Annotated in this window: 16 protein-coding genes and 1 pseudogene; 9 read left to right on the top strand and 8 right to left on the bottom strand. The window is 65.8% G+C overall.

What is annotated here, in order from left to right:
* The first annotated feature begins 10 nt into the window (after positions 1-10).
* Positions 11-1,222, top strand: a complete 1,212-nt coding sequence (locus ACHMXA_RS23970) for a YihY family inner membrane protein (RefSeq protein ID WP_176667196.1) — start codon at positions 11-13, stop codon at positions 1,220-1,222.
* A 379-nt stretch (positions 1,223-1,601) separates the two neighbouring features.
* Positions 1,602-7,166: a DUF3320 domain-containing protein gene (locus tag ACHMXA_RS23965; RefSeq protein ID WP_395316553.1), complete on the top strand. Its 5,565-nt coding sequence runs from the start codon at positions 1,602-1,604 to the stop codon at positions 7,164-7,166.
* A 60-nt stretch (positions 7,167-7,226) separates the two neighbouring features.
* Here the strand turns inward: ACHMXA_RS23965 and ACHMXA_RS23960 are convergent, their stop codons facing one another.
* The gene (locus ACHMXA_RS23960) at positions 7,227-7,565 is read right to left on the bottom strand and encodes an Mpo1-like protein (protein ID WP_395316552.1); all 339 of its coding nucleotides are present in this window, start codon (positions 7,563-7,565) and stop codon (positions 7,227-7,229) included.
* A gap of 118 nt (positions 7,566-7,683) precedes the next feature.
* On the opposite strand from ACHMXA_RS23960, the pseudogene ACHMXA_RS23955 reads away from it, so the two are divergent.
* Positions 7,684-8,061 (top strand): annotated as a pseudogene (locus tag ACHMXA_RS23955) (thioredoxin family protein); the annotation flags it as partial.
* A gap of 18 nt (positions 8,062-8,079) precedes the next feature.
* Entirely contained in the window at positions 8,080-8,742 is a 663-nt protein-coding gene (locus ACHMXA_RS23950; RefSeq protein ID WP_395316551.1) for an NAD-dependent epimerase/dehydratase family protein, read from the top strand.
* On the opposite strand, the gene ACHMXA_RS23945 is transcribed toward ACHMXA_RS23950, so the two are convergent.
* Complete coding sequence (locus tag ACHMXA_RS23945; protein WP_395316550.1) at positions 8,726-9,694, bottom strand: LysR family transcriptional regulator; 969 nt, start codon at positions 9,692-9,694, stop codon at positions 8,726-8,728. The genes ACHMXA_RS23950 and ACHMXA_RS23945 overlap by 17 nt on opposite strands.
* A 129-nt stretch (positions 9,695-9,823) precedes the next feature.
* On the opposite strand from ACHMXA_RS23945, the gene ACHMXA_RS23940 reads away from it, so the two are divergent.
* Both ACHMXA_RS23940 and ACHMXA_RS23935 read left to right on the top strand, forming a co-directional pair.
* Positions 9,824-11,251, top strand: coding sequence for a M20 family metallopeptidase (locus tag ACHMXA_RS23940; RefSeq protein WP_395316549.1), 1,428 nt, complete (start codon positions 9,824-9,826; stop codon positions 11,249-11,251).
* An 8-nt stretch (positions 11,252-11,259) separates the two neighbouring features.
* A complete protein-coding gene (locus ACHMXA_RS23935) occupies positions 11,260-12,249 on the top strand; it encodes a Bug family tripartite tricarboxylate transporter substrate binding protein (RefSeq protein WP_395316548.1) in 990 nt (329 codons plus the stop codon).
* A 1-nt stretch (position 12,250) separates the two neighbouring features.
* On the opposite strand, the gene ACHMXA_RS23930 is transcribed toward ACHMXA_RS23935, so the two are convergent.
* The gene (locus tag ACHMXA_RS23930) at positions 12,251-13,057 is read right to left on the bottom strand and encodes an alpha/beta fold hydrolase (protein ID WP_395316547.1); all 807 of its coding nucleotides are present in this window, start codon (positions 13,055-13,057) and stop codon (positions 12,251-12,253) included.
* Between the two features lies 1 nt (position 13,058).
* A complete protein-coding gene (locus tag ACHMXA_RS23925; protein WP_093209576.1) occupies positions 13,059-14,369 on the bottom strand; it encodes an O-acetylhomoserine aminocarboxypropyltransferase in 1,311 nt (436 codons plus the stop codon).
* 165 nt (positions 14,370-14,534) lie between these two features.
* Between ACHMXA_RS23925 and ACHMXA_RS23920 the strand changes: the two genes are divergently transcribed.
* The gene (locus ACHMXA_RS23920; RefSeq protein WP_093209578.1) at positions 14,535-14,987 is read left to right on the top strand and encodes a CBS domain-containing protein; all 453 of its coding nucleotides are present in this window, start codon (positions 14,535-14,537) and stop codon (positions 14,985-14,987) included.
* Positions 14,988-15,020: 33 nt separating this feature from the next.
* On the opposite strand, the gene ACHMXA_RS23915 is transcribed toward ACHMXA_RS23920, so the two are convergent.
* The 3 genes from ACHMXA_RS23915 to add are packed head-to-tail and all read right to left on the bottom strand — an operon-like array spanning position 15,021 to position 18,221.
* Entirely contained in the window at positions 15,021-16,112 is a 1,092-nt protein-coding gene (locus ACHMXA_RS23915) for a nucleoside hydrolase (RefSeq protein ID WP_395316546.1), read from the bottom strand.
* 4 nt (positions 16,113-16,116) lie between these two features.
* Positions 16,117-17,097: a Bug family tripartite tricarboxylate transporter substrate binding protein gene (locus tag ACHMXA_RS23910; protein WP_395316545.1), complete on the bottom strand. Its 981-nt coding sequence runs from the start codon at positions 17,095-17,097 to the stop codon at positions 16,117-16,119.
* An 8-nt stretch (positions 17,098-17,105) separates the two neighbouring features.
* Positions 17,106-18,221, bottom strand: a complete 1,116-nt coding sequence (gene add / locus ACHMXA_RS23905) for an adenosine deaminase (protein ID WP_395316544.1) — start codon at positions 18,219-18,221, stop codon at positions 17,106-17,108.
* Between the two features lie 87 nt (positions 18,222-18,308).
* Between add and ACHMXA_RS23900 the strand changes: the two genes are divergently transcribed.
* Positions 18,309-19,271 carry a LysR family transcriptional regulator gene (locus ACHMXA_RS23900; protein ID WP_176667185.1) on the top strand — a complete coding sequence of 321 codons (963 nt, stop codon included), beginning with the start codon at positions 18,309-18,311 and terminating at the stop codon, positions 19,269-19,271.
* A gap of 8 nt (positions 19,272-19,279) precedes the next feature.
* Here the strand turns inward: ACHMXA_RS23900 and ACHMXA_RS23895 are convergent, their stop codons facing one another.
* On the bottom strand, positions 19,280-20,497 hold the full coding sequence (locus ACHMXA_RS23895; RefSeq protein ID WP_176667184.1) for a polyhydroxyalkanoate depolymerase: 1,218 nt from the start codon (positions 20,495-20,497) through the stop codon (positions 19,280-19,282).
* A gap of 92 nt (positions 20,498-20,589) precedes the next feature.
* Here ACHMXA_RS23895 and ACHMXA_RS23890 point away from each other — a divergent pair, with 92 nt between their 5' ends.
* Positions 20,590-21,246 (top strand): glutathione S-transferase, encoded by a 657-nt coding sequence (locus ACHMXA_RS23890; protein ID WP_176667183.1) that lies wholly within the window; start codon positions 20,590-20,592, stop codon positions 21,244-21,246.
* Positions 21,247-21,249 lie beyond the last annotated feature (3 nt).

The following is a 21,249-nucleotide window of genomic DNA, read 5'->3' as shown; positions in this document are numbered from 1 at the left end:
GGCGGATGGCATGATACCGGCCATGAATCGCAGGCAACTCTGGAGGGATCTTTCTCGCTTTCCGTGGCGCAACACCGCAGCGGTGCTGGGCGAGCGTTTTCGCGAAGACCGGCTCGGCCTCACGGCCAGCAGCCTGACCTTCACCACCACCATCGCGATGGTGCCCTTCTTCACGGTGGCGCTGGCTTTGTTCACCGTGTTCCCGATGTTCGCGAAGATGCAGGGCCGCCTGCAGCGCTGGCTGATCGAGAGCCTGATTCCCGACAACATCGCGCGGCAGGTGCTGGGCTACCTGAACCAGTTCGCGAGCAAGGCCAGCGGGCTGGGCATCGCGGGCCTGATCGTGCTGCTGATCACCGCCATCGCGCTGATCCTCACCATCGACAAGACGCTCAACAACATCTGGCGCGTGCGCTCGCCGCGGCCGTTCGCGCAGCGGGTGCTGATCTACTGGGCGGCCATCACGCTGGGGCCAATCATCCTCGCGGTGAGCCTCTCCACCACTTCCTACGTGGTCTCGGCCACCAGCGACGTGGTGGGGCGCGGCATGGTGAAGCTCTTCTTCGACACCTTCGAGTTCATGCTGCTCGCGGTCGGCATGGCGTCTCTGTACCACTACGTGCCCAACACCAACGTACGGTGGTCGCATGCGTGGGCCGGAGGTATCTTCGTGGCGGCGGCCATCGAGATCGCCAAGCGCGTGCTGGGCTACTACCTGAGCCTGGTGCCGACCTACTCGGTGTTGTATGGCGCCTTCGCCACGGTGCCGATCCTGCTGGTGTGGATCTACGTGGCCTGGGTGATCGTGCTGCTCGGCGCGGTCATCGCGGCCTACCTGCCGAGCCTCTTGACGGGCGTCGCGCGGCGCGGAGGCTCCGCCGGATGGCCCATGCAACTTGCCATGGAAACGCTGCAGCACCTGGCCCGCGCGCAGGCCACGCCGGCCAAAGGCATGGGCGCGACCGAACTGGTGACGCGCATGCGCGTCGATGCGCTGCAACTCGCGCCGGTGCTCGAGACGCTGGTGGCGCTCGACTGGATCGCGCCGCTGGCGGAAGAGCCCGCCAACGAAGACCCGCGCTACGTGCTGCTGGCCGACCCTTCGACGCCCATCGAGCCGTTGCTGAAGGAACTGCTGATGCCCCGGGCCGAGCCGCTCGAGGACCTCTGGCAGAAGGGGCCGCTGCGCTCCCTAAGGCTGGGCGACGTGCTTCTGATCTGAATAGGAGCCGGCCTGGCTAGACAAGGTTTTGCGTCGTTGTCCAGTTTCAAAGGTGATCTCGTTCAGACGGGGCGAGCTGAAGCTCAGCACAAGCGCCGAATTCAAGCTGCTGCCCTCTAGGAACTCGACGCATGCATAAACAATTTGAAGCGGCGGGCCTTCAAGAGCGAACCGTTTAGGGCTAACTCTCAAGCCATGACTGCAAACAATGTGTTACTTTACATAACCGATTGAGGCGGTTGGCGTTTCTTATGGTCAATAGGGCCGCCTTCAAGCTTTAGCTACTTTGCCGCGTGTGCCTTCGGTGAAGCGCCGTCGGTTCAGTCAAGGGAGCCCAATGTCTGAATCTGAATCCTCTGTCTTCCAAAGCAATCTGCCTTTGGAAACCAAGCTCGAGCGAGCTCGGATGGAATTGCTGGACCTTTCCGCGCGCAATCGTCTTTTGCATGTTCCCCGCTTCTCGAAGAGCGCCAAAACCATCGACGTCATCGACGAGAAGTCGTCGGAAGTGTTCCGTCTTCTGGTGCGCGAGAACAAGGCGTTCACGTTCATTGCCGGGCGACCAGATCGAGCTGGCAGCGACGCTGCGGATGAGATAGAGGACGAGGAAGAGGTTTCAGTCGTTGAACTTGCCCAACCTGAGGAAGATGAAGGGGACGCCGATGCGCGAGGCGTATTCCTACGGCATACCGACACTAAGCTTCAAACACGGATGACGCCGAAGGGGCTCCAAAAGCGCCTTCTGGATCTTTATCACGACGCCCGTACGCTTGAGGAAGAGCAGGGCGTAAATATCCTGTTTTTGGCACTTGGCACTCTGAATTGGGTGGATCCGAACAAGAAAGAGAACATTCGCAATGCTCCGCTGATCCTGATCCCGGTGAGTCTGGAGCGCGGAACCGCCGGCGAAAAGTTTCGGCTTCGACTGCGACCGGAAGACCAAACCTCGAACCTCTCGCTCGAGGCCTATTTGGACCGAGTGCATGCGCTCAAGCTCCCCTCCTTCGAGGCAGGAGATGAGTTCGAGCCCGCCGCATACCTTTCTGCCGTGGCGGAAGCGATATCTACAAAGCCCGATTGGGCGGTTGTTCCAGACAACATCGTCCTGGGCTTTTTCTCGTTCGCCAAATTTTTGATGTACAGAGATCTAGATCCAGAAAACTGGCCTGCGGTGGGAAAGCTGACGGACCAACCGATGATCCGCTCGCTCTTGTCCGACGGCTTTGAAGGTCGAGAGCCTCTCATGTCGGAAGATCTGCCGCTCGATGCTCATATTGAGCCCGAGGAGATGCTTCATATCGTCGACTGCGATAGTTCGCAGACCCTGGCTGTTCACGATGTGCGCCGCGGACGTGATCTGGTCATTCAGGGGCCTCCAGGCACTGGAAAGTCGCAAACGATCGCCAACGTCATCGCGTCTGCCGTCGCAGATGGCAAGACCGTTCTCTTCGTGGCAGAAAAGATGGCTGCGCTCGATGTCGTTAAGAGGCGCTTGGATCAAGCCGGTGTAGGCGACACCTGTCTAGAGCTTCATAGCAATAAGGCGAACAAGCGAGTTCTGCTTGACGAATTGCGGCGAACCTGGGAGTTGGGCTCTCCGCGCGGTGAGTTCCCGTCCACGTTGACCGCAAAGCTCAAGGATGCGCGAGATCTTCTCAACAGCCATGCTTCTCGCATGCACGCACGTCACATGCCTTCGGCATTGACTGCGTATGACGTCATCGGGCACTTGACCCGCCTCCGACAGGAAGGCCAAAGCCCCGTAGATGTTTCTCTGGACGGTGCAACTTCATGGACGCCGGATGGCCTCGCCGCTCGCAGTCATCTGATTCACGAACTCACGCAGCGCATCGATGAAATCGGGTTGCCTGCCAGCCACCCATGGAACGGCGTGGGACTGGATATGGTGTTGCCCACGACTGTCGAGAGATTAGTCCCGAGGCTGGACGGTCTGCGTGCAGAAATTGAAAGGTTGCACAACGAGGTGGCCGAGCTAGCTAAGGCGCTCGAGCTCAACCCTCTGCCTGAGACGTTTGCGGATGTCCGCAGCATTCGCGAACTCGCGGAGATTATGGAGGCTGGCCCTGATTTTTCCGAGCGTGCGTTGACCGCGCCGATATGGGACCAAGGTCTGACGCAGATCCGAGATCTTGTGGATTACGGATTGATGTTTGAACGGGTGTCGAACGAACTATCGCCTTTGTTCTCTGCACAGGCACTTGGTACGTCCATAGACGGCTTGGAGGCGGGGCTGGCTTGGCTTCCGGTCGACATCTCGCCCGATGTGTTCAGGAAAGCGCGAGAGTTGACTGCGGTCCTTCCATTGCTGCGGGCCGATGCCGAGAGATTGAGGCTCGAGCTTGGCTCTATTGGTGCGATTGATACCTTCGCGGCGATCGCAAAGATCGCCGCTACCGGTGAACGTGTTGCTGCTGCGCCTGATGCCAGTCCCGATGCCTTCGCCGCGACCGTCTGGGATCACGGCGTTGAGCAGGCTGGTGACTTGGCTGAGGCCGTAGCCGCATTGGAGGAAGCACGCGGCAAGATTGGGAATCGCCTGCTGGACGTGGCTTGGACTACCGACGTCAGGGCCGCGCGCCAGTTCCTGGCGACGAACACGGGCTGGCTCAGACATTTCAACAGCGGTTGGCGCAAGGCGAGAGCGCTCGTACGTTCAATCGTCAGCGACCAGAATGCACAGACATCGGAGGTTGTCAAGCTTCTCGATATCCTCGTGCGAGGGCAGGCGTCAGCGGCCAAAGTCCGTGACGGCGACGCTTTTGGCCGCTCGGCGTTCGGTGCAGACTGGCGGGGTGAGCGGTCCGCGAGCGCACCATTGCTGGCGCTTGTCGCTTGGATGCGGACCTTGCGAGGCCTTGGAGCCGAGCCGCGGCTGATCGCCGGAAAGTTGGCTCAGCGTGCTGAGGTTGGTGACCGGTCGCTCCAGCTGAGAAAACTCCTTGACCGTACTCAGCCACTCCTGATGGGGCTTTGGTCCGACCTTGCGACCGTTGCGTCAAGTGCCATGAACGGTGCTGCCTCGGTGGAGCGTGTTGCACTGGAACTGATCGAACTGCGAGTTAAGGGGATGGTCTGGGCGAACGACCTTTCGGGCCAGGTGCTGAAGACGGTACCGGAAAGGTTGGGCGAACGATTGGATCTGGTTAGACGCCTCGCGGCATGGCAAGAGCTAGCCAAGACAATAGGCGCTTACGACGAAACTGGTCGCCAGGCGTTCGACGGCGCGTGGGCCGGGCTTGCCTCCAACTGGATGCTCCTTTCGTCCGGAATCGATTGGATCAAGCAGCATGGCGCACACCGGCAACTCGCGGCGAGACTTCCGCATCGCGGGGAGATTGCCGAACGAGCGCGCTTTGTAGACCGTGCATCCGATACGGCTTCGTCTGAGCTTGGCGAGGTGCTTGTTGCATTGCGAACGGACGCCGCCGCGATTTTCGGCACGTCGTCCTGCGCAGCGACGCCCATTCGCACCGCGGCCAGCAAGCTAGTCGCATGGCTTGCTAACCCTGAACAACTGTCGAAGTGGGTCACTTACCGAGAGCGCGCGAACAAGGCCCGAGTTGCGGGTTTGACTTCAATCGTCGATCGCCTTGTTGATGGACGCCTGAAGACCGAGGCGGCGCGCTCGACGTTCGAGATCGCATACTACGAAGCGATACTGGCTGAGTTAGTTCGGCTCGACGCCGAAATCGGGCGGTTCGACGGAAATCTGCATGCCAGGCAGGTTCAAGAGTTTGCAAATCTCGATCTGCAGCGCATCAAAGCAGCAAGTATTGAGGTTGTGAGGACCCACCATCAGAGAATCCCGCCGCGTGACGGCGGCGTTGGCCCTGTCGGCGTTCTGCGCGCTGAAATGGCGCGGCGCAGGGGACACATGCCGATCCGGCAACTCATGCAGAAGGCCGGACCCGCCGTACAAGCACTCAAGCCGGTTCTGATGATGAGCCCCCTGTCTGTGGCGCAGTTCTTGACGCCTGGACGCCTCACTTTCGATCTTCTTGTAATGGATGAGGCGAGTCAGATCCAGCCAGTCGACGCGCTCGGCGCGATCGCGCGTTGCAAGCAGGTTGTCGTAGTTGGGGATGAAAGGCAGCTTCCACCGACGAAGTTTTTCTCCAAGATGACTGGATCACAAGCTGGCGAGGATGACGACGACGGCACCCCTGTGGCGGACATCGAAAGTATCTTGGGACTGTTTGTTGCGCGAGGGTTGCCTCAGCGAATGTTGCGTTGGCACTATCGCAGTCGGCATCAATCCCTGATCGCGATCTCGAACAGTCAGTTCTATGAGAACAAGCTCTTCATCGTGCCCAGCCCGTATACGCAGGAAGCGGGAATGGGACTGCGCTTTCATCATGTTCCAGAGGGCATCTTCGACTCTGGTGGCACCGGGACGAATGCTATCGAGGCCCGGGTGGTGGCAGAAGCCATTATTCGGCATGCCAAGACTAGTGCGGAGCAATCGCTGGGTGTCGCTACATTCTCCGTATCTCAGCGCCGCGCAATTCAGGACGAGCTGGAATTGCTACGCCGATTGAATCCGGATACGGAAGATTTCTTTCACGCCCACCCGAGCGAGCCGTTTTTCGTCAAGAACTTAGAAAACGTCCAGGGAGATGAGCGCGACGTCATCATCATTTCGGTCGGCTATGCCAGGAACTCGCAGGGGTATATAGCTATGCGCTTTGGTCCACTCGGCGCAGACGGTGGTGAGCGTCGTTTGAATGTGCTCATCAGCCGTGCAAAACGACGGTGCGAAGTGTTCGCTTCAATGACGGACGAAGACATCGACCTCAGCCGAGCAAAAGGCAAGGGTGTCTTTGCATTCAAGCTGTTTCTCCACTACGCACGTACAGGGCGGCTTTCGGTTGCACAGTCGAGTGGCCGGGGAATGGACAGCGTTTTCGAAGAGCAGGTCGCCAATGCACTTCAAGCCAGGGGATATCAAGTTCATCCGCAGGTTGGAATTGCCGGATTCTTCATCGACTTGGCGATAGCAGATTCACAGCGCCCGGGTCGATACTTGATTGGAATTGAATGCGATGGTGCTTCATACCACTCGGGTCGATCAGCAAGAGATCGAGACCGCCTGCGTCAAGCTGTGCTCGAAGACCATGGATGGATCATTCATCGCATCTGGAGTACGGACTGGTTCCAACGCCCAATTGAACAACTGGAACGAACAGTCGCCGCGATCGAAGCCGCCAAGGCTGAACTCGATGCGAGACTTGAGAACGGCCTTTTCAAACAGCGTGCAGTTCCTGTCGAGATCGTCACCGTAGATCGGGGGGACATCACAGAGATCGGTCTGTCAGACGCCGAAGACGGCAAGCCCTCCGATCGCGTCTATGTCGAGGCCACCCCCGTGAGAGCGGGGCCATATGAGCTTCACGAAACACCTGTCGGCGTTATGGCTGATCTGGTTGAGCAAGTCGTGCGTGTCGAGGCGCCAGTTCACATCGACGAAGTGATCACACGGATTCGTACTGCATGGGGTCTTCTGCGCGCCGGTGCCCGAATTGAGGCTGCAGTCGAACAAGGCGCCGGTCTGGCTCTGGGTAGAGGCCGTATTACCCGCGATGGTGCGTTTCTTTCCAGCCCAGGGCATGACCCGTTTCCTCGTGACCGTGGTGCTACCTTGTCGGCGGGCCTGCGAAAGCTTGAAATGATTCCTCCGCGTGAGATTGCAGCTGGTGTTGTTCACGTTGTAACGACGAATTTCGGAGCGACCGAAGACGAGATCATCATTGCTGTTTCTCGCATGCTCGGTTTCAAGGCTACTAGCACCCAGCTTCGCAAACTTATTTCTGAAGCGATTGAAAGCCTGCTGGAAAGTTCTAGTGTGCGTCTAGAGGAAAAGATGATCGTCGCCGCCGCGGGGCGGTCTGACAGTGCTTCTTCGAGTGCCGTTTTCCCAAAGTAATGGTATGGACCGATGGCGGGAGCAGCGCTACTCAGTGATGGGGAAGGTCTACGGGGCTCGCTAGATCTTCACCCGCCCCAGCCAGACATCGCGATACATCGCCCAGTCCCCCATGAAGGAATAGAGCGGCCGCTTGAACGAGGCCGGCTTGTTCTTCTCGAAGCCGAAGTGCCCGACCCAGGCGAAGCCATAGCCCGCCACGAGGCCCGCCAGCAGCCACCACGGATTGAGCGTGACTATCAGCGCCACCAGGCACAGCAGCGAGATGGTCGAACCGGCGAAGTGCAGCCGCCGGCAGGTGAGGTTGGCGTGCTCGGTCAGGTAGAAGGGATAGAACTGCGCGAAGCTCTTGAACTGGCGAGGATCGACGGCAGATGCTGGGGCGGTCGTGGTGTTCATCGTGCGAGTCTCCTGTACCCTGCGGGAGGGCTTTGTCCATAATAGCCACGACCTCCCGGCCGTACCACCCGGTCTTCCGATCACACCACCGACGCATCAGCCTTGAGCGCTCTTCCAAGCCTTCCAAGCACCCCCCGAATCCGCCGATCCGGCCGGCGATGCGCCCTGGGTCGTCTGCCTTTGCGCCGAATGGTGCGGCACCTGCCGCGACTACCGGCCGCTGCTCCAGGAAGTGGCGCGTGCGCATCCGCAGTTCCGCTTCGCCTGGGTCGACATCGAGGACCACGCCGACATCGCCGACGCCTTCGACGTCGAGACCTTCCCCACGCTGCTGGTCGCCGGTGCCGATGGCACGCGCTTCCTTGGGCCGCTGCTGCCGCATGCCGAAACGCTCTCGCGCATGCTCTCGGCGCTGCAGGCGCCGCAGCCCTCCAGCCTCGACGTCGACCTGCTGCTGGCTGTGCTGAACAAGAAGCCAGCCGTCTTCGCGGTCTGACCGGCCGGAGCCCTTCCCATGAAAGTCCTGATCTTCGGCGCCACCGGCATGGTGGGGCAGGGCGTGCTGCGTGAATGCCTGCTGGCGCCCGACGTGGAAAGCGTCGTCGCAATCGGCCGCAACCCCACGGGGCAGCAGAACCCGAAGCTGCGCGACCTGGTCCACAGGAACATGTACGACTACGGCGACATCGAATCGCAGTTGCAAGGCTTCGATGCGTGCTTCTTCTGCCTCGGCGTATCGTCGGTGGGCATGAAGGAGCCCGAGTACAGGCGCATCACCTACGACCTGACGCTGGCGGCCGCCACCGTGCTCGCGCGGCTCAACCCGGGCATGACCTTCACCTACGTGACGGGCGCCGGCACCGACAGCAGCGAGCGCGGCAGCAGCATGTGGGCGCGCGTGAAGGGCGCGACCGAGAACGCGCTGCTGCGCTTGCCGTTCAAGGCGGCCTACATGTTCCGCCCCGGCATGATCCAGCCGCTGCACGGCATCCGCTCGAAGACTCCGCTGTACGACGCGGCCATCGTCGTGCTCAAGCCCGTGCTCGGGCTGGCCTTCCGCCTCTGGCCGAACCGGGTGACGACCACCGAGAAGGTGGGGCGCGCGATGCTGGCCGTGGCGCGCAACGGTGCGCCGAAGCCGATCCTCGACCCGGCCGACATCAACGCCCTGGGCTGATCTCCTTCTTCGTTGCGCCGAAAGCCTGCGCGCGCCCCAGCTTGCGGCGCCCCGCGCTGGCGATGGCCGTGACCAGGTGCCGAACGAAGTCCTGCGCCAGCGGCGGCAGCGTGCGGCCCTCGAGCGCCAGCACCTGCAGCTGGCGCTGCTGCAGCGGTGCTTCCGCGAACGGCCGGGCCACCAATGTGCCCTCGTCGATCAGGTGCATCACCGTGACCAGGCCCGACAGCATCACGTCGGGCGTGCGCAGCAGCGGCAGCAGCACCGACGAGAAATTGCTCACGAAGAGCGCGCGGTACTGCAGCCCCTGCAGGCTGCAGGCCTGGTCGAACAGCTGGCGCGCGGTCACGCCCTTGTCGCCCACGGCCAGCGGATAGCGCACCGCGTCGGCCACCGACACCACGCGCTGGCGCGCCAGCGGATGGTCGGGCCTCAGCACCGCGTAGACCGGCGCCGTGGCCGAATGCTCGATCTTCAAGCCGGGCTCGGGCGCTACCACGTACTTGAGCGCGATGTCGGTCTCGCCGCGCGCCAGCAGCGCGCTCACGCCATCGGGCGAGCCCACGTGCAGCTCCAGTTGGCAGCCGGGGTTCGCCGACTCGAAGCTGCGCATCACCAGCGGCATGAAGTGCCCCGCGAAGCCTTCGGTGCAGGCCATGCGGATGCGCCGCGCGCTCTGTCCGCCGAGGTCGCGTACCTGTTCGATCACCTGCTCGATGTCGAGCTGCGCATTGCGCAAATGCGCAGCCAGCCGTTCGCCGGCGGCCGTGAGCGCCATGCCGCGCGCATGCCGTTCGAAGAGAGGCGTGCCTAGGCTGTCCTCCAGCTTGGCGATCTGCCGGCTCACCGCCGACGAGGCCACGAAGAGGCGCGCGGCCGCCTGGTTGACCGAGCCGCTGCGCGCCACTTCGAGGAAGTGCCGCATCGGGATGCTGAGGAGCGGGAGCGTCATGGCAGGGATGGAAGTGCCCGAAGTATTGCCTTCAAGGCAATGGTAGCTTGCCAAAACGATGCTGGAAGCATCGGCCTTCAGGCCTTGTACTTGCTCCACCCGATGGACAGACAGACAAGGACCTCCTTCATGCCACGCAAAGACAGCCTCGCCGCTGCAGCCGCCTACTTCGACAAGGGCGGCTTCTTCGCCGACCTCCAGCGCCGCGTCGCCTTCCGCACCGAGAGCGACACCGGCGCCGCCACGCCCGCGCTCGAGGCCTATCTGCGCGAGGAGATGATTCCGCCGCTCGCCGCACTCGGCTTCGCCTGCGAGGTGGTCGCCAACCCGGTGCCTGGCGGCGGCCCCTTCCTCATCGCACGCCGCGTCGAGGATCCGTCCCTGCCTACGGTAATGACCTACGGCCACGGCGACGTCGTCAGCGGTCAGGACGCGCACTGGGAAGAGGGCCTCGCCCCCTGGGCGCTGACGGCGCGCGGCGAACGCTGGTACGGGCGCGGCACGGCCGACAACAAGGGCCAACACAGCATCAACATCGGCGGCCTCGCGGCAGCGCTGGACGCGCGCGGCGGCAGGCTTGGCTACAACGTGACCTGGCTGGTCGAGATGGGCGAGGAAGCCGCCTCGCCCGGCCTGCATGCGGTGTGCGAGCAGCAGCGCGACAAGCTGCGCGCCGACCTGTTCATCGCCAGCGACGGCCCGCGCGTGAGCGCCGCTCGGCCCACGTTGTTCCTCGGTTCGCGGGGTGCGGTCAACTTCAGCCTGCGGCTGCGCGCCCGGCCGCGCGGCTATCACTCGGGCAACTGGGGCGGCGTGCTGGTCAATCCGGGCACGGTCATCAGCCATGCGGTGGCCTCGCTGGTCGATGCGCGCGGGCGCATCCTCGTCGAGGCGCTGCGCCCGCCGCCGGTGACGCAGGCGGTGCGCGACGCGCTGGCCAGCATCGCCATCGGCGGCGGCGCGGACGATCCCGAGGTCGACGAGGGCTGGGGCGAGCCCGGCCTGAGCCCGGCCGAACGGCTGGTGGCCTGGAACACCATCGAGGTGCTGGCGCTCGGCGCGGGCTCGCCGCAGCGGCCCGTCAACGCGATTCCCTCGGAAGCCGTGGCGCACTGCCAGCTGCGCTTCGTGGTCGGCACGCCCTGGCAGGACCTGCGGAAGATCGTTCGCGCGCACCTCGACGCGCACGGCTTCGGCCAGGTCGAGGTGCAGGTGACGCTGACCGGCGCAGCGACGCGGCTCGACGTGGAGAACCCCTGGGTGGGCTGGGCACGCCGGTCCATCGAGGAAAGCAGCGGCCAGCGGCTCGATCTGCTGCCCAACCTCGCCGGTTCGCTGCCCAACGACGTCTTCGCCGACCTGCTCGGGCTGCCCACGCTGTGGGTGCCGCATTCGTACCCCGCCTGCGCGCAGCACGCGCCCAACGAGCACCTGCTCGCGCCGCTGGCGCGCGAGGGCCTGCAGATCATGGCCGGCCTGTACTGGGACCTGGGCGAGCCGGGACTCGCGCCGTGGGCTGCCGGCCGGCTTGCGCAATCCGCTTCCACTCTCTCCTGACACGCACCATGGACATCGCCATCTCACGTCGCCGCTTCGGCCTGCTGCTTTCCGCTTCCGCCGTGCTGGGCGCCCATTCGCCCGTCTTCGCCCAGGGGGCCTGGCCCGAACGTCCGATCAAGCTGGTCGTGCCGTTCCCGCCGGGCGGCGGCACCGACCTGGTCGCGCGGGCGATGGGGCAGACGCTGTCGGAGCAGCTCGGCCAGCCTGTCGTGATCGACAACAAGCCCGGCGCCTCCACCATCATCGGCACCGACGCGGTCGCCAAGGCCGCGCCCGACGGCTACACGCTGCTGCTGTCGGGCTCGACCAGCTTCAGCGTGAACCCGGCCCTGCGTGCCAAGCTGCCCTACGACACGGTGCGCGACCTCGCGCCGATTGCCATCGTCGCGCGCACGCCCCTGGTGCTGGTGGTGGGCAAGGGCCAGCCCTGGCAGTCGCTGCCCGAACTCGTCGCGGCGGCCAAGGCAAAGCCGAAGAGCATCCGCTACGCCACCTTCGGCTCGGGCTCGGGGCCGCACCTGTCGGGCGAGCTGTTCGCGCTGGCCGCGGGCATCCAGCTACAGGACATTCCGTACAAGGGCAGCAGCCAGAGCTCGCTGGCGGTGATCGGCGGCGAGGTCGAGATCGCCATCGACACCGTGGCGGCCGTGGCGCCGCACGTGCGCGCGGGCAAGCTGCGCGCGCTGGGCATCGTGGGGGCGACGCGCTCCAGCATGCTGCCGGAGGTGCGCACGCTGGCCGAACAGGGCCTGCCCGAGGCCACCTTCGATGCCTGGTACGGCTTCGCCGCCCCGGCGCGCACGCCGGCTCCGGTGATCGACAAGCTCGCCCGCACGGTCGTCGCGACCATGGGGCACCCGGCGCTGCAGGCGCAGCTGCGCGCGCAGGGCATGGAGCCGGTGGCCATCGGCGCGGCGGCCTTCCGCACGCAGATGGAAGGCGAGATCTCGCGCTACCGCGCGCTCGCCCACCGGGCGGGCATCGCGGCGGAGTAGGTCAGGTCGACACGAAGTCGCGCAGCGCGAACAGCACCGCGTCGGGCGCCTCGCTCATCAGCGAATGGCCCGCATGCACCGTCACCACCTTCGCGTTGCGCGCCTTGCTCACCAGCGCCTTGGTCGCGCGCGGCGGCGTCATCTGGTCGGCATCGCCCAGCAGGAAGAGAACCGGGCACTGCACCTTCTCGACGGCCGCCTCGCCGTTCGCGTAGTCGTTGCAGGCCTTGAAGCCGATGTGGAACACGTTCGCCTCGCGGTTGCTCGCGAGCACGCGGCGCATCAGCGCGCGGGAGCTGCCGTAGAGCCAGGTGCCGGGGCCGAGCGAGGAGGGCGGCGGCGCCAGCAGCGAATGCGAGAAGGTGTTGACCATGGCGATGGCGCGCTGCGGATCGCTCACCGAGCTTTCGAGCAGGGCGGGCGACACCACCATCGGATAGGCCGTGCCGACCATCGCGAGCTGCGTGATGCGATCCGGCGCGCGCGAGGCCGCCTCCAGCGCGATCAGCGAGCCGAAGCTGTGGCCGACCAGCGCGGCCTTCTGCACGCCGGCCGCGTCGAGCAGCGCGATCACGAACTGCGCCGCCTCTTCCACGCTGGCCGGCGGCGGGCCTTCGCTCTTGCAGTGGCCGGGGAGGTCGACCGCGAGCACGTTCCAGCCGTGGTTGGCGAACCAGCGGCTCTGCAGGATCCAGACGCTGTGGTCGTTCAGCACGCCGTGGATGAACACGATCGTGGGCTTGGCCGCATCGAAGGGCTTGCCGCCGGTGTAGCAGTAGGTGGTGTGGCCGTTGACGGTGTAGTTCATCTCAGGCACCCGCCTTTTCCGCGGCCTTCAGGGCACGCTTGAGGTCGTCGATCAGGTCGGCCGGGTCTTCGAGGCCGATCGAGAGGCGGATCGTGCCCTGCGAAATGCCCGCGCCCGCCAGCGCCTCGTCGGTCATGCGGAAGTGCGTGGTGCTCGCGGGGTGGATCACCAGGCTGCGGCAGTCGCCCACGTTGGCCAGGTGGCTGAAGATCTTCAGCGTCTCGATGAAGGCCTTGCCCTGCGCGCGGCTGCCCTTGATGTCGAAGCTGAACACGGCTCCGGCGCCGCGCGCGCCATGGCGCAGCAGCTTCTGCGCGAGCGCGTGGCTCGGGTGCGATTCGATCAGCGGATGTCCCACGCGCGACACGAAGGGATGGCTCGCGAGGAACTCGACCACCTTCTGCGTGCTGTCGATGTGGCGCTCCATGCGCAGCGGCAGCGTCTCGATGCCCTGCAGGATCAGCCAGGCAGTGTGCGGGCTCATCGAGGCACCGAAGTCGCGCAGCCCCTCGCGGCGGGCGCGCAGCAGGAAGGCACCGACGGTGCTTTCCTCGCTGAAGACCATGTTGTGGAAGCCGTCGTAGGCCTGCGTCAGCTCGGCGAATTTGCCCGACTTTTCCCAGTCGAAGCTCCCGCCGTCGACCACCACGCCGCCGATGACGGTGCCGTGGCCCGAGAGGAACTTGGTCGCCGAGTGGTAGACCAGGTCGGCGCCCCAGTCGAAGGGCTTGATCAGGTAGGGCGAGGTGAGCGTGGAGTCGACCAGCAGCGGCACGCCGGCCTCGTGGGCGATGTCGGCCACGGCCGGGATGTCGAGCACGTCGAGCCCGGGGTTGCCCACCGTCTCGCCGAAGAAGAGCTTGGTCTCGGGGCGTACCGCGGCGCGCCAGCCGTCGAGGTCTCCGGGCTTCACGAAGGTGGTCTCGATGCCGAAGCGGCGCATCGTGTAGTGCAGCAGGTTCTGCGAGCCGCCGTACAGGGCCGTGCTGGCCACGATGTGCGAGCCCGCGCCCATCAGCGTGGCCACCGAAAGGTGCAGCGCCGCCTGGCCGCTGGCGGTAGCGATGGCGCCGATGCCGCCTTCGAGCGCCGACACGCGCTGCTCCAGCACCGCGTTGGTCGGGTTGCTGATGCGCGAGTACACGTGGCCGGCGCGCTCCAGGTTGAAAAGGGCGGCGGCGTGGTCGCTGGATTCGAAGACGAAGGAGGTGGTCAGGTGGATCGGCACCGCCCGCGCGCCGGTGGCGGGGTCGGGCGCGGCGCCGGCGTGCAGCGCGAGGGTGTCGAAACCGGGGTCGGAATATCCGGGCATGAGGGCCTTTCTCGTGTCTGAGCTGTTGTCTCCTGGCAAAGCCCCGTTACGTCTGCAATTCATGCGTGCGCGACAGGGGCGCTCAGGTCGGCGTCGATTGTGGGCTATATTCAAAAACGTAACCCCCGCCCAGATAGCCGGGATCGAGTTCGAGAGGAGCACACGATGAAAGTCAGCGACATCCTTCGCGTCAAGGGCAATACGCTCTTCACCATCACGCCAGACGACCTGCTGGCAGAAGCCGCCAAGACGATGGCGGAAAAGGACATCGGCTCGCTGGTGGTCATGGAGCACGGCGACCTGGTCGGCATGCTCACATTCCGCGAGGTGATCGTGACCATCGTCGCCAACGGCGGCCAGGTCGGCACCACGCAGGTCCGCAAGGCCATGGACGACGCCCCCGTCACCTGCACGCTGGAAACCGACCTCGACGAGATCCGCCGCATCATGCTGGAGCGCCACGCGCGCTACATGCCCGTGATGGACAAGCGCATGCTGATGGGCGTGATCAGCTTCTACGACGTGGCCAAGGCCGTGGTGGACAGCCAGAACTTCGAGAACAAGATGCTCAAGGCCTACATCCGCGACTGGCCCGAAGAAGACGAAAAGGCCGGCTGACCTGCCGGCCTCCCCCAGCGCGGCGGGCCCTGCTCAGGGCAGCCGCGCGATCTGCGCCTGCAGCAGCGCGTAGAAGCCCTCGGAATCGGCCTCGCTGATCCACAGCGTATTGGGCGTGCGGCGGTTGTAGCCGCGAAAGTCGACCACCGTCGCGCCGGTCGTGAACTCACCCTTCGTCTCCACATCCACGCTCACCTTCGCGCCCTTGAAGAGCTCGGGCTTGAGCAGGTAGGCGATCACGCACGGGTCGTAGATCGGGCCGACGGCCACGCCCCGTCGACGCAGGCCGTAGGCCATCATCGAGTCGAAGATGTCCGCTACCACCCTGCCGGCGTTGTTGCGCATGGCGCGGAAGGGCGCGATGCGCTCGGGCGTCAGCAGCACGCGGCGCGCCGCGTCGTGCGACATGACCGTGACCGGCACGCCGCTGCGGAACACGATCGACGCGGCCTCGGGGTCGGCATACACGTTGAAGGTGGCGGCCGGCGTGATGTTGCCGCCCACGCCCCAGGAGCCGTCCATCACCACGATCTCGGCAATGGCCGGCTTGATGTCGGGCGCCGAGTTGAGCGCGGCCGCGAAGTTGGTGAGCGGCCCCAGGCCCACGAGCGTGATGCTCTTCGGCGGCGCGGCGCGCAGCGTCTCGATGATGTACTGCACCGCGTGGGTGGGCATCAGCGGGCCGCGCGGCTCGTGCAGCGTCGGGCCTTCCATGCCGGTCTTGCCATGCACGTCGTCGGCGAAGATGGGTTCGCGCACCAGCGGGCGCGGATAGCCGGCGTAGACCGGGATCTCGGGCCGGTTGGCCCAGTCGCGCACCATGCGCGCGTTCTTCTCGGTCACCGCCAGCGGCAGGTTGCCCACGCTCACCGTCAGCGCCTTGATGTCGAGCCGGTCGGTGGCGGCCATGGCCATCAGCAGGGCGATGGCGTCGTCCTGGCCGGGGTCGGTGTCGATGATGACCTGGCGCTTGCCTGTTGCCGGAGGCAGCCGGGTCGCCGGGGTGCCGGCGAGCGCCTGCGCCAGTTCGGCGGGGCTCGGGCTCTGGGCCCATGCCATGCCCGCGAGGCCGGCGGCGGATGCGCCAAGCAGCAGGGCGCGGCGGGACAGCAAAGGCCTGGTCATGCGCTCACTCCTTGATGTTGGCGGTCTGCACGATCTTCTGGTTGCGCGCGTACTCGGCCTGCACGAACTTCGCGAAGGCCTCGGGCGTGCCGCTGCCCGGCAGCGCGCCTTGCTCCACGAGCTTGCTGCGCACGCCTTCTTCCTGCAGCACCGCGTTGAGTTCCTGGTTGATCTGCGCGACCACGGCCGGCGGCGTCTTCGCGGGCGCGAAGATGCCGGTCCAGCTCACCATGTCGAAGCCCTTGAGGCCGGGCATCTCGTCGAAGGTCGGCACGTTGGGCAGCGCGGCCAGCCGCTTGCTGCCGGTGATGCCCAGCGCCTTCAGCCGCTTGCCGTTCACGTGCGGAATCGCGCTGGTGCTCACCAGCATCGCCAAGTCGACCTGCTCGCCGATCACGTCGGTGGCGATCTGTGCGCCGCCGCGGTAGGGCACGTGCGTGACGAAGAAGCCGCTGCGCTCCTTCAGCAGCTCCATCGCCAGCTGCAGCACGGTCCCCACGCCCGAGGTCGCGTAGTTGTATTTGCCGGGCTTGGCCTTGGCCAGCTTCACGAAGTCGGAGAAGGTCTGCGCCTCGAGGCCGGGCCGTGCCACCAGCACCATCGGCGCCGTGTTGAGCATGCCCACCGGCGCCAGGTCCTTCAGCGGATCGAAGCGGAAGGCCGAGGGGTTCACCAGCTTGCCGATGGCGATGGCGCTGTCGGGGCCCGCCACCAGCGTGTAGCCGTCGGGCGCCGCGTTCACGGCCTTGGCCACGCCGATCGCGCCGCCCGCGCCGGCCACGTTCTCGACCACCACCGACTGCTTGAGCCGTTCGCCCAGGCGCTGGGCCACCAGGCGGGCGTTCACGTCCACGCTGCCGCCGGCGGTGAAGGGCACGATCAGCGTGATGGGCTTGGCCGAGGGCCAGGCCTGCTGCGCGAGGGCCATGGTGGGCAGGGCGGCGCAGAGCGCAGTGGCTAGCAGCAGGCGGCGGGGCGTGTTCATGGCGTGGGTCATCCTTGGTGATCGGGGGAGGGGGCGGGCTCGCTTTCGAGCCGGGCGCGCAGCGCGTCGAACTCGGCGCTCCACTGCGTGCGCCATTCGCGGCGCTGCGCGTCGTCGATCCAGGCGCCGTCGAGGCCGTTGAGCATGAAGCCGCGCAGGTGGTCCAGGCCGAAGCCGAAGTCGCGCACCATCATCAGCCAGGCCTGCGTGGGCGTGACCTTGTGCAGCGTCGGGTCGTCGGTGTTGGGGTGGATGCGCAGGCCCAGGCCGGGCATGCGGCGGATGGGGTGGTCGATTGCCCAGCGCTCGGGCGGCAGGGTGCGCAGGTAGTAGGAGTTGGTGGGCACCACGGTGAAGATCACGCCGCGCTCGGCGCACTGGCGCGCGTAGTCGGGCTGGTCGACCACCGTGTAGCCGTGGTCGATGCGGTCGACCTGCAGGTCGTCGAGCGCGGTGCGCACGTTGGTCCACGGCATGCCGAACTCGCCAGCGTGCGCGGTGGTCTTCAGGCCGGCCTTCTTTGCTTCGGTGTAGGCCCGGGCGAACATCTCGGGCGGGCGGTCGACCTCGCGGTAGTCGATGCCGATGCCGATCACTTCGTCGCAGCGGTTGGCCTTCACCCACTCGACCATCTCCACGGCCGCCTCGGGGCTGGCCTCGCGGTCGATGGCGGCGATGAGGCGGCCGGAGATGCCGAACTCCTGCCTGGCGTCTTGAATGGCGCGCACGATGGCGCTTTGCGCGAGCGGGTAGTCGATGCCCGACTCATGCACCGTGCCGGTCGGGTTCCAGAAGAACTCCGCGTGGCGCACGTTGTGGGAGGCGGCGTCCTGCAGGTATTCGAGCGTGAGCTGGTAGAGGTCGCCAGGGCTGCGCACCAACTGGGCGTCGAGCGCGCGGAGCACCCGCAGCACGCCGACGGGCTTTTCGCCGCGCGTGTAGAAGCCTTCGATCTCGTCGTCGGCCAGCGGCGAGCCGGCGCGCCGGTTGAGCTGCTTGAAGGTCTCATGGCGCACGGTGCCGAACAGGTGGCAGTGCAGTTCGGCCTTGGGCATCGCATGCAGCATCGCCTCCAGCGTGAGGGGCGCTGCGGAGGCAACGGGCGCGGACGTGGGGCTGATCATGGCGGGCAGTCTAGTAATGGCGTGCCCATAAGGAAAATTTTGAATTTCTATAATTTGATTCACTGAATCAATAACCAGGGATTCGCCATGGCCGCCTTGCCCCTGCGCGCGCTCACGCTGCGCCAGCTGCAGTTCTTCTCGGTGCTGGTGGAAGAAGGCCAGTTCGGCAGGGCCGCGCGTCGGCTGGCCATCACGCAGCCGGCCCTGAGCAACGCCATCAAGCAGATGGAGAAGCTGCTCGGCGCGGAGCTGCTCACCCGTTCCACCCACCGGCTGGAGCTCACGCCGGTGGGCGCCGAGGTGCTCGCGCGCACCGACTTCCTGGTCAACACCTTCGAGGTGGCGCTGCGCGACATCGAGAGCACCGTGCAGCGCGGCCGGGCCTATGTGCGGATCGGCGTGATTCCCTCGGCCAGCGCGCGCGTGGCCGCTGCCGCCAGCGAGTTCCTGCAGGACGGCCATCGAGAGGTGGAGCTGTCCTGGCGCGATGCCCCGTCGAACACCCTGCTGGCCGAATTGCGCAGCGGCCAGATCGACATGGCGGTGGCCGCCATCACCGAGCCGCCGGGCGGCCTCACCTGCATCGACCTCTTCCGCGACCCGCTGGTGCTGGTGGTGCGGCGCGACCACCCGCTGGCGGCGGCCGGCGATGCGAGCTGGGAGGCCATCGGCAAGGAGCGGCTGGTGCTCTTCGAGAGCGGCAGCATGCCGGCGCTGGGCAATCCGGCGCGCGCGCAGTTCGCGCAGGGGCCGCAGCCGTACCGCGTGAGCTACTCCGAGACGCTCTATGCGCTGGTCCGCGGCGGCCAGGCCCTGGGTCTGATGCCGCGCCTGTACACCTCGTCGCTGCGAGACCCCGAACTGGCCGTGGTGCCGCTGCTGAAGCCGCGCGTCGAGCGCCGCGTGGTGCTGGCCTACCTGCCGGGGCCGATGCGCAACGTGGTGGCGCAGGAGCTCATCGCCTTCCTGCGCGAGCGGCTGCCGCAGGCCGGCGAGGCGACGGTGCGGCGCGTGAGTGGCAAGGGGGCGCGGGGGCGGCGGTCGTCTTAGACCTGGCTCTAGCCCAGTTCCGCGGCAGCGTGGATCGTCTCGCGCACGCGCGGATAGATCTGCGCGTTCCACTTGCTGCCGCTGAACACGCCGTAGTGCCCCACGCCGGCCTGCAGGTGATGCGCCTTCAGGTAGGGCCGGATGCCGGTGCAGAGGTCTTGCGCCGCGACCGTCTGGCCCACGGCGCAGATGTCGTCGCGCTCGCCTTCCACGGTGAGCAGCGCGGTGCGGCGGATGGCGGCCGGGTTCACGGTGCGCCCGCCCACGGTGAGCTTGCCCAGCGGCAGGTCGTAGGTCTGGAACACGCGCTCGACCGTCTCCAGGTAGAACTCGGCCGGCAGGTCGTTCACCGCCAGGTACTCGTCGTAGAAGGTGCCGATGGTGCGGGCCTTCTCGACGTCGCCTTCGACCAGGTGGGTGTACATGTCCTCGAACTGCTTCTTGTGCCGCTCCGGGTTCATGCTCATGAAGGCCGACAGCTGCAGGAAGCCGGGGTACACGCGCCGCATCATGCCGGCGTGCGGCCATGGCACGTGGCTGATGAGGTTGCGCCGGAACCAGTCGATGGGGCGGTCGGTCGCGAGCTTGTTCACCGCCGTGGGGTTGATGCGGCAATCGACCGGGCCCGCCATCAGCGTCAGGCTGCGCGGCGTGGCGGGGTTGCCGTCCTCGGCCATCAGCGCGGTGGCGGCCAGCGCGGCCACGCAGGGCTGGCACACGGCCACCATGTGCACGCCCGGGCCCACGGCCTCCAGGAAGCTGATGAGCTGCAGCGTGTAGTCGTCCAGGCCGAAGCCGCCGTGCCACAGCGGCACGTCGCGCGCGTTGTGCCAGTCGGTCAGGTAGACGTCGTGGTCGCGCAGCAGGGTGCGCACCGTTTCGCGCAGCAGCGTGGCGAAATGGCCCGACAACGGTGCGGCCAGCAGCACGGGCGGATGCACCGCATCGGTGTTCTTGCGGAAGTGCAGCAGGGTGCCGAAGGGCGAGACGAGGGTTTTCTCCTCGTGCACGGCCACCTCGACGCCGTCGGACACCACGCTGTGGATGCCGTAGTCGGGCCGGGTGTGGGTCAGGCGCATGCGCGAGAACACCTCGAACTGGGCGGCCATGCGCCGCAAGATGGTGCGCTCGGTGCCTTCCTGCCACAGGGCCTTGGCGAGGTACTGCGCCGCAAGCCGCGCCGGGGAGAGCAGGTCGGCTTGGTTCTGGTAGGCCCGGTACAGCATGAATCTCGCGCAGGCAAGTTGCGGGCCAGCCGCATGGCATGGGGCTTGCACGCGGCACGGGCAAAGGCGCAACGCCCAAGGAGAGCTCCGAGATGGCCAAACCCGTACTCACCATCAGCAGCAAGAACTACGGCGCCTGGGCGCTGCGCGGCTGGCTGATGTGCAGGCTGGCGGGGCTGGACTTCAGCGAGAAGGTGATCCCGCCCGACGATCCGGCCATGAAGGCCGAGATGCTGCTGCTGTCGTCGTCGATGCTGGTGCCCTCGCTGCAGCACGGCAGCGTGAAGGTGTGGGACACGCTGGCCATCGGCGAATACCTCAACGAGATCAAGCCCAAGGCCGGCCTGCTGCCCGAGGACATCGCCGCCCGCGCCCATTGCCGCGCCATCTGCGGCGAGATGCATTCCGGCTTTGCCTCGATGCGCGGCGCGCTGCCGATGAACATCAAGGCCCATTTCAAGAACTTCAAGGTGTGGTCGCGCGCGCAGGCGGACATCGACCGCATCGTCGCCATCTGGCGCGAGTGCCTGAAGGCCTATGGCGGCCCCTTCCTGTTCGGCAAGCAGCCGGGCATGGCGGACGCGATGTACGCGCCGGTGGTCACGCGCTTCCTGAGCTACGACGTGGCGCTGGACGCGGTGTGCGCGGCCTACTGCAAGCGCGTGATGGAACTGCCCGCCATGAAGGAATGGGTGGCGGCCGCGAAGCAGGAGCCCGACGAGATCGACGAGCTCGACGCGGAGTTCTGAGCC

The sequence above is a fragment of the Variovorax sp. UC74_104 genome, from assembly GCF_044055375.1.
Taxonomy (GTDB): domain Bacteria; phylum Pseudomonadota; class Gammaproteobacteria; order Burkholderiales; family Burkholderiaceae_C; genus Variovorax.
The sequence above is the reverse complement of the archived record's forward strand: the minus strand, read 5'-3'. Positions and strand labels throughout refer to the sequence as shown.

Coding starts and splice junctions, on each gene's coding strand:
- ACHMXA_RS23900 (WP_176667185.1), top strand. CDS start 18,309: ATGGCCGCCTTGCCCCTGCGCGCGCTCACGCTGCGCCAGCTGCAGTTC.
- ACHMXA_RS23935 (WP_395316548.1), top strand. CDS start 11,260: ATGGACATCGCCATCTCACGTCGCCGCTTCGGCCTGCTGCTTTCCGCT.
- ACHMXA_RS23915 (WP_395316546.1), bottom strand. CDS start 16,112: ATGACCAGGCCTTTGCTGTCCCGCCGCGCCCTGCTGCTTGGCGCATCC.
- ACHMXA_RS23895 (WP_176667184.1), bottom strand. CDS start 20,497: ATGCTGTACCGGGCCTACCAGAACCAAGCCGACCTGCTCTCCCCGGCG.
- ACHMXA_RS23940 (WP_395316549.1), top strand. CDS start 9,824: ATGCCACGCAAAGACAGCCTCGCCGCTGCAGCCGCCTACTTCGACAAG.
- ACHMXA_RS23960 (WP_395316552.1), bottom strand. CDS start 7,565: ATGAACACCACGACCGCCCCAGCATCTGCCGTCGATCCTCGCCAGTTC.
- ACHMXA_RS23890 (WP_176667183.1), top strand. CDS start 20,590: ATGGCCAAACCCGTACTCACCATCAGCAGCAAGAACTACGGCGCCTGG.
- ACHMXA_RS23945 (WP_395316550.1), bottom strand. CDS start 9,694: ATGACGCTCCCGCTCCTCAGCATCCCGATGCGGCACTTCCTCGAAGTG.
- ACHMXA_RS23920 (WP_093209578.1), top strand. CDS start 14,535: ATGAAAGTCAGCGACATCCTTCGCGTCAAGGGCAATACGCTCTTCACC.
- ACHMXA_RS23950 (WP_395316551.1), top strand. CDS start 8,080: ATGAAAGTCCTGATCTTCGGCGCCACCGGCATGGTGGGGCAGGGCGTG.
- ACHMXA_RS23925 (WP_093209576.1), bottom strand. CDS start 14,369: ATGCCCGGATATTCCGACCCCGGTTTCGACACCCTCGCGCTGCACGCC.
- ACHMXA_RS23970 (WP_176667196.1), top strand. CDS start 11: ATGATACCGGCCATGAATCGCAGGCAACTCTGGAGGGATCTTTCTCGC.
- ACHMXA_RS23930 (WP_395316547.1), bottom strand. CDS start 13,057: ATGAACTACACCGTCAACGGCCACACCACCTACTGCTACACCGGCGGC.
- ACHMXA_RS23910 (WP_395316545.1), bottom strand. CDS start 17,097: ATGAACACGCCCCGCCGCCTGCTGCTAGCCACTGCGCTCTGCGCCGCC.
- add (WP_395316544.1), bottom strand. CDS start 18,221: ATGATCAGCCCCACGTCCGCGCCCGTTGCCTCCGCAGCGCCCCTCACG.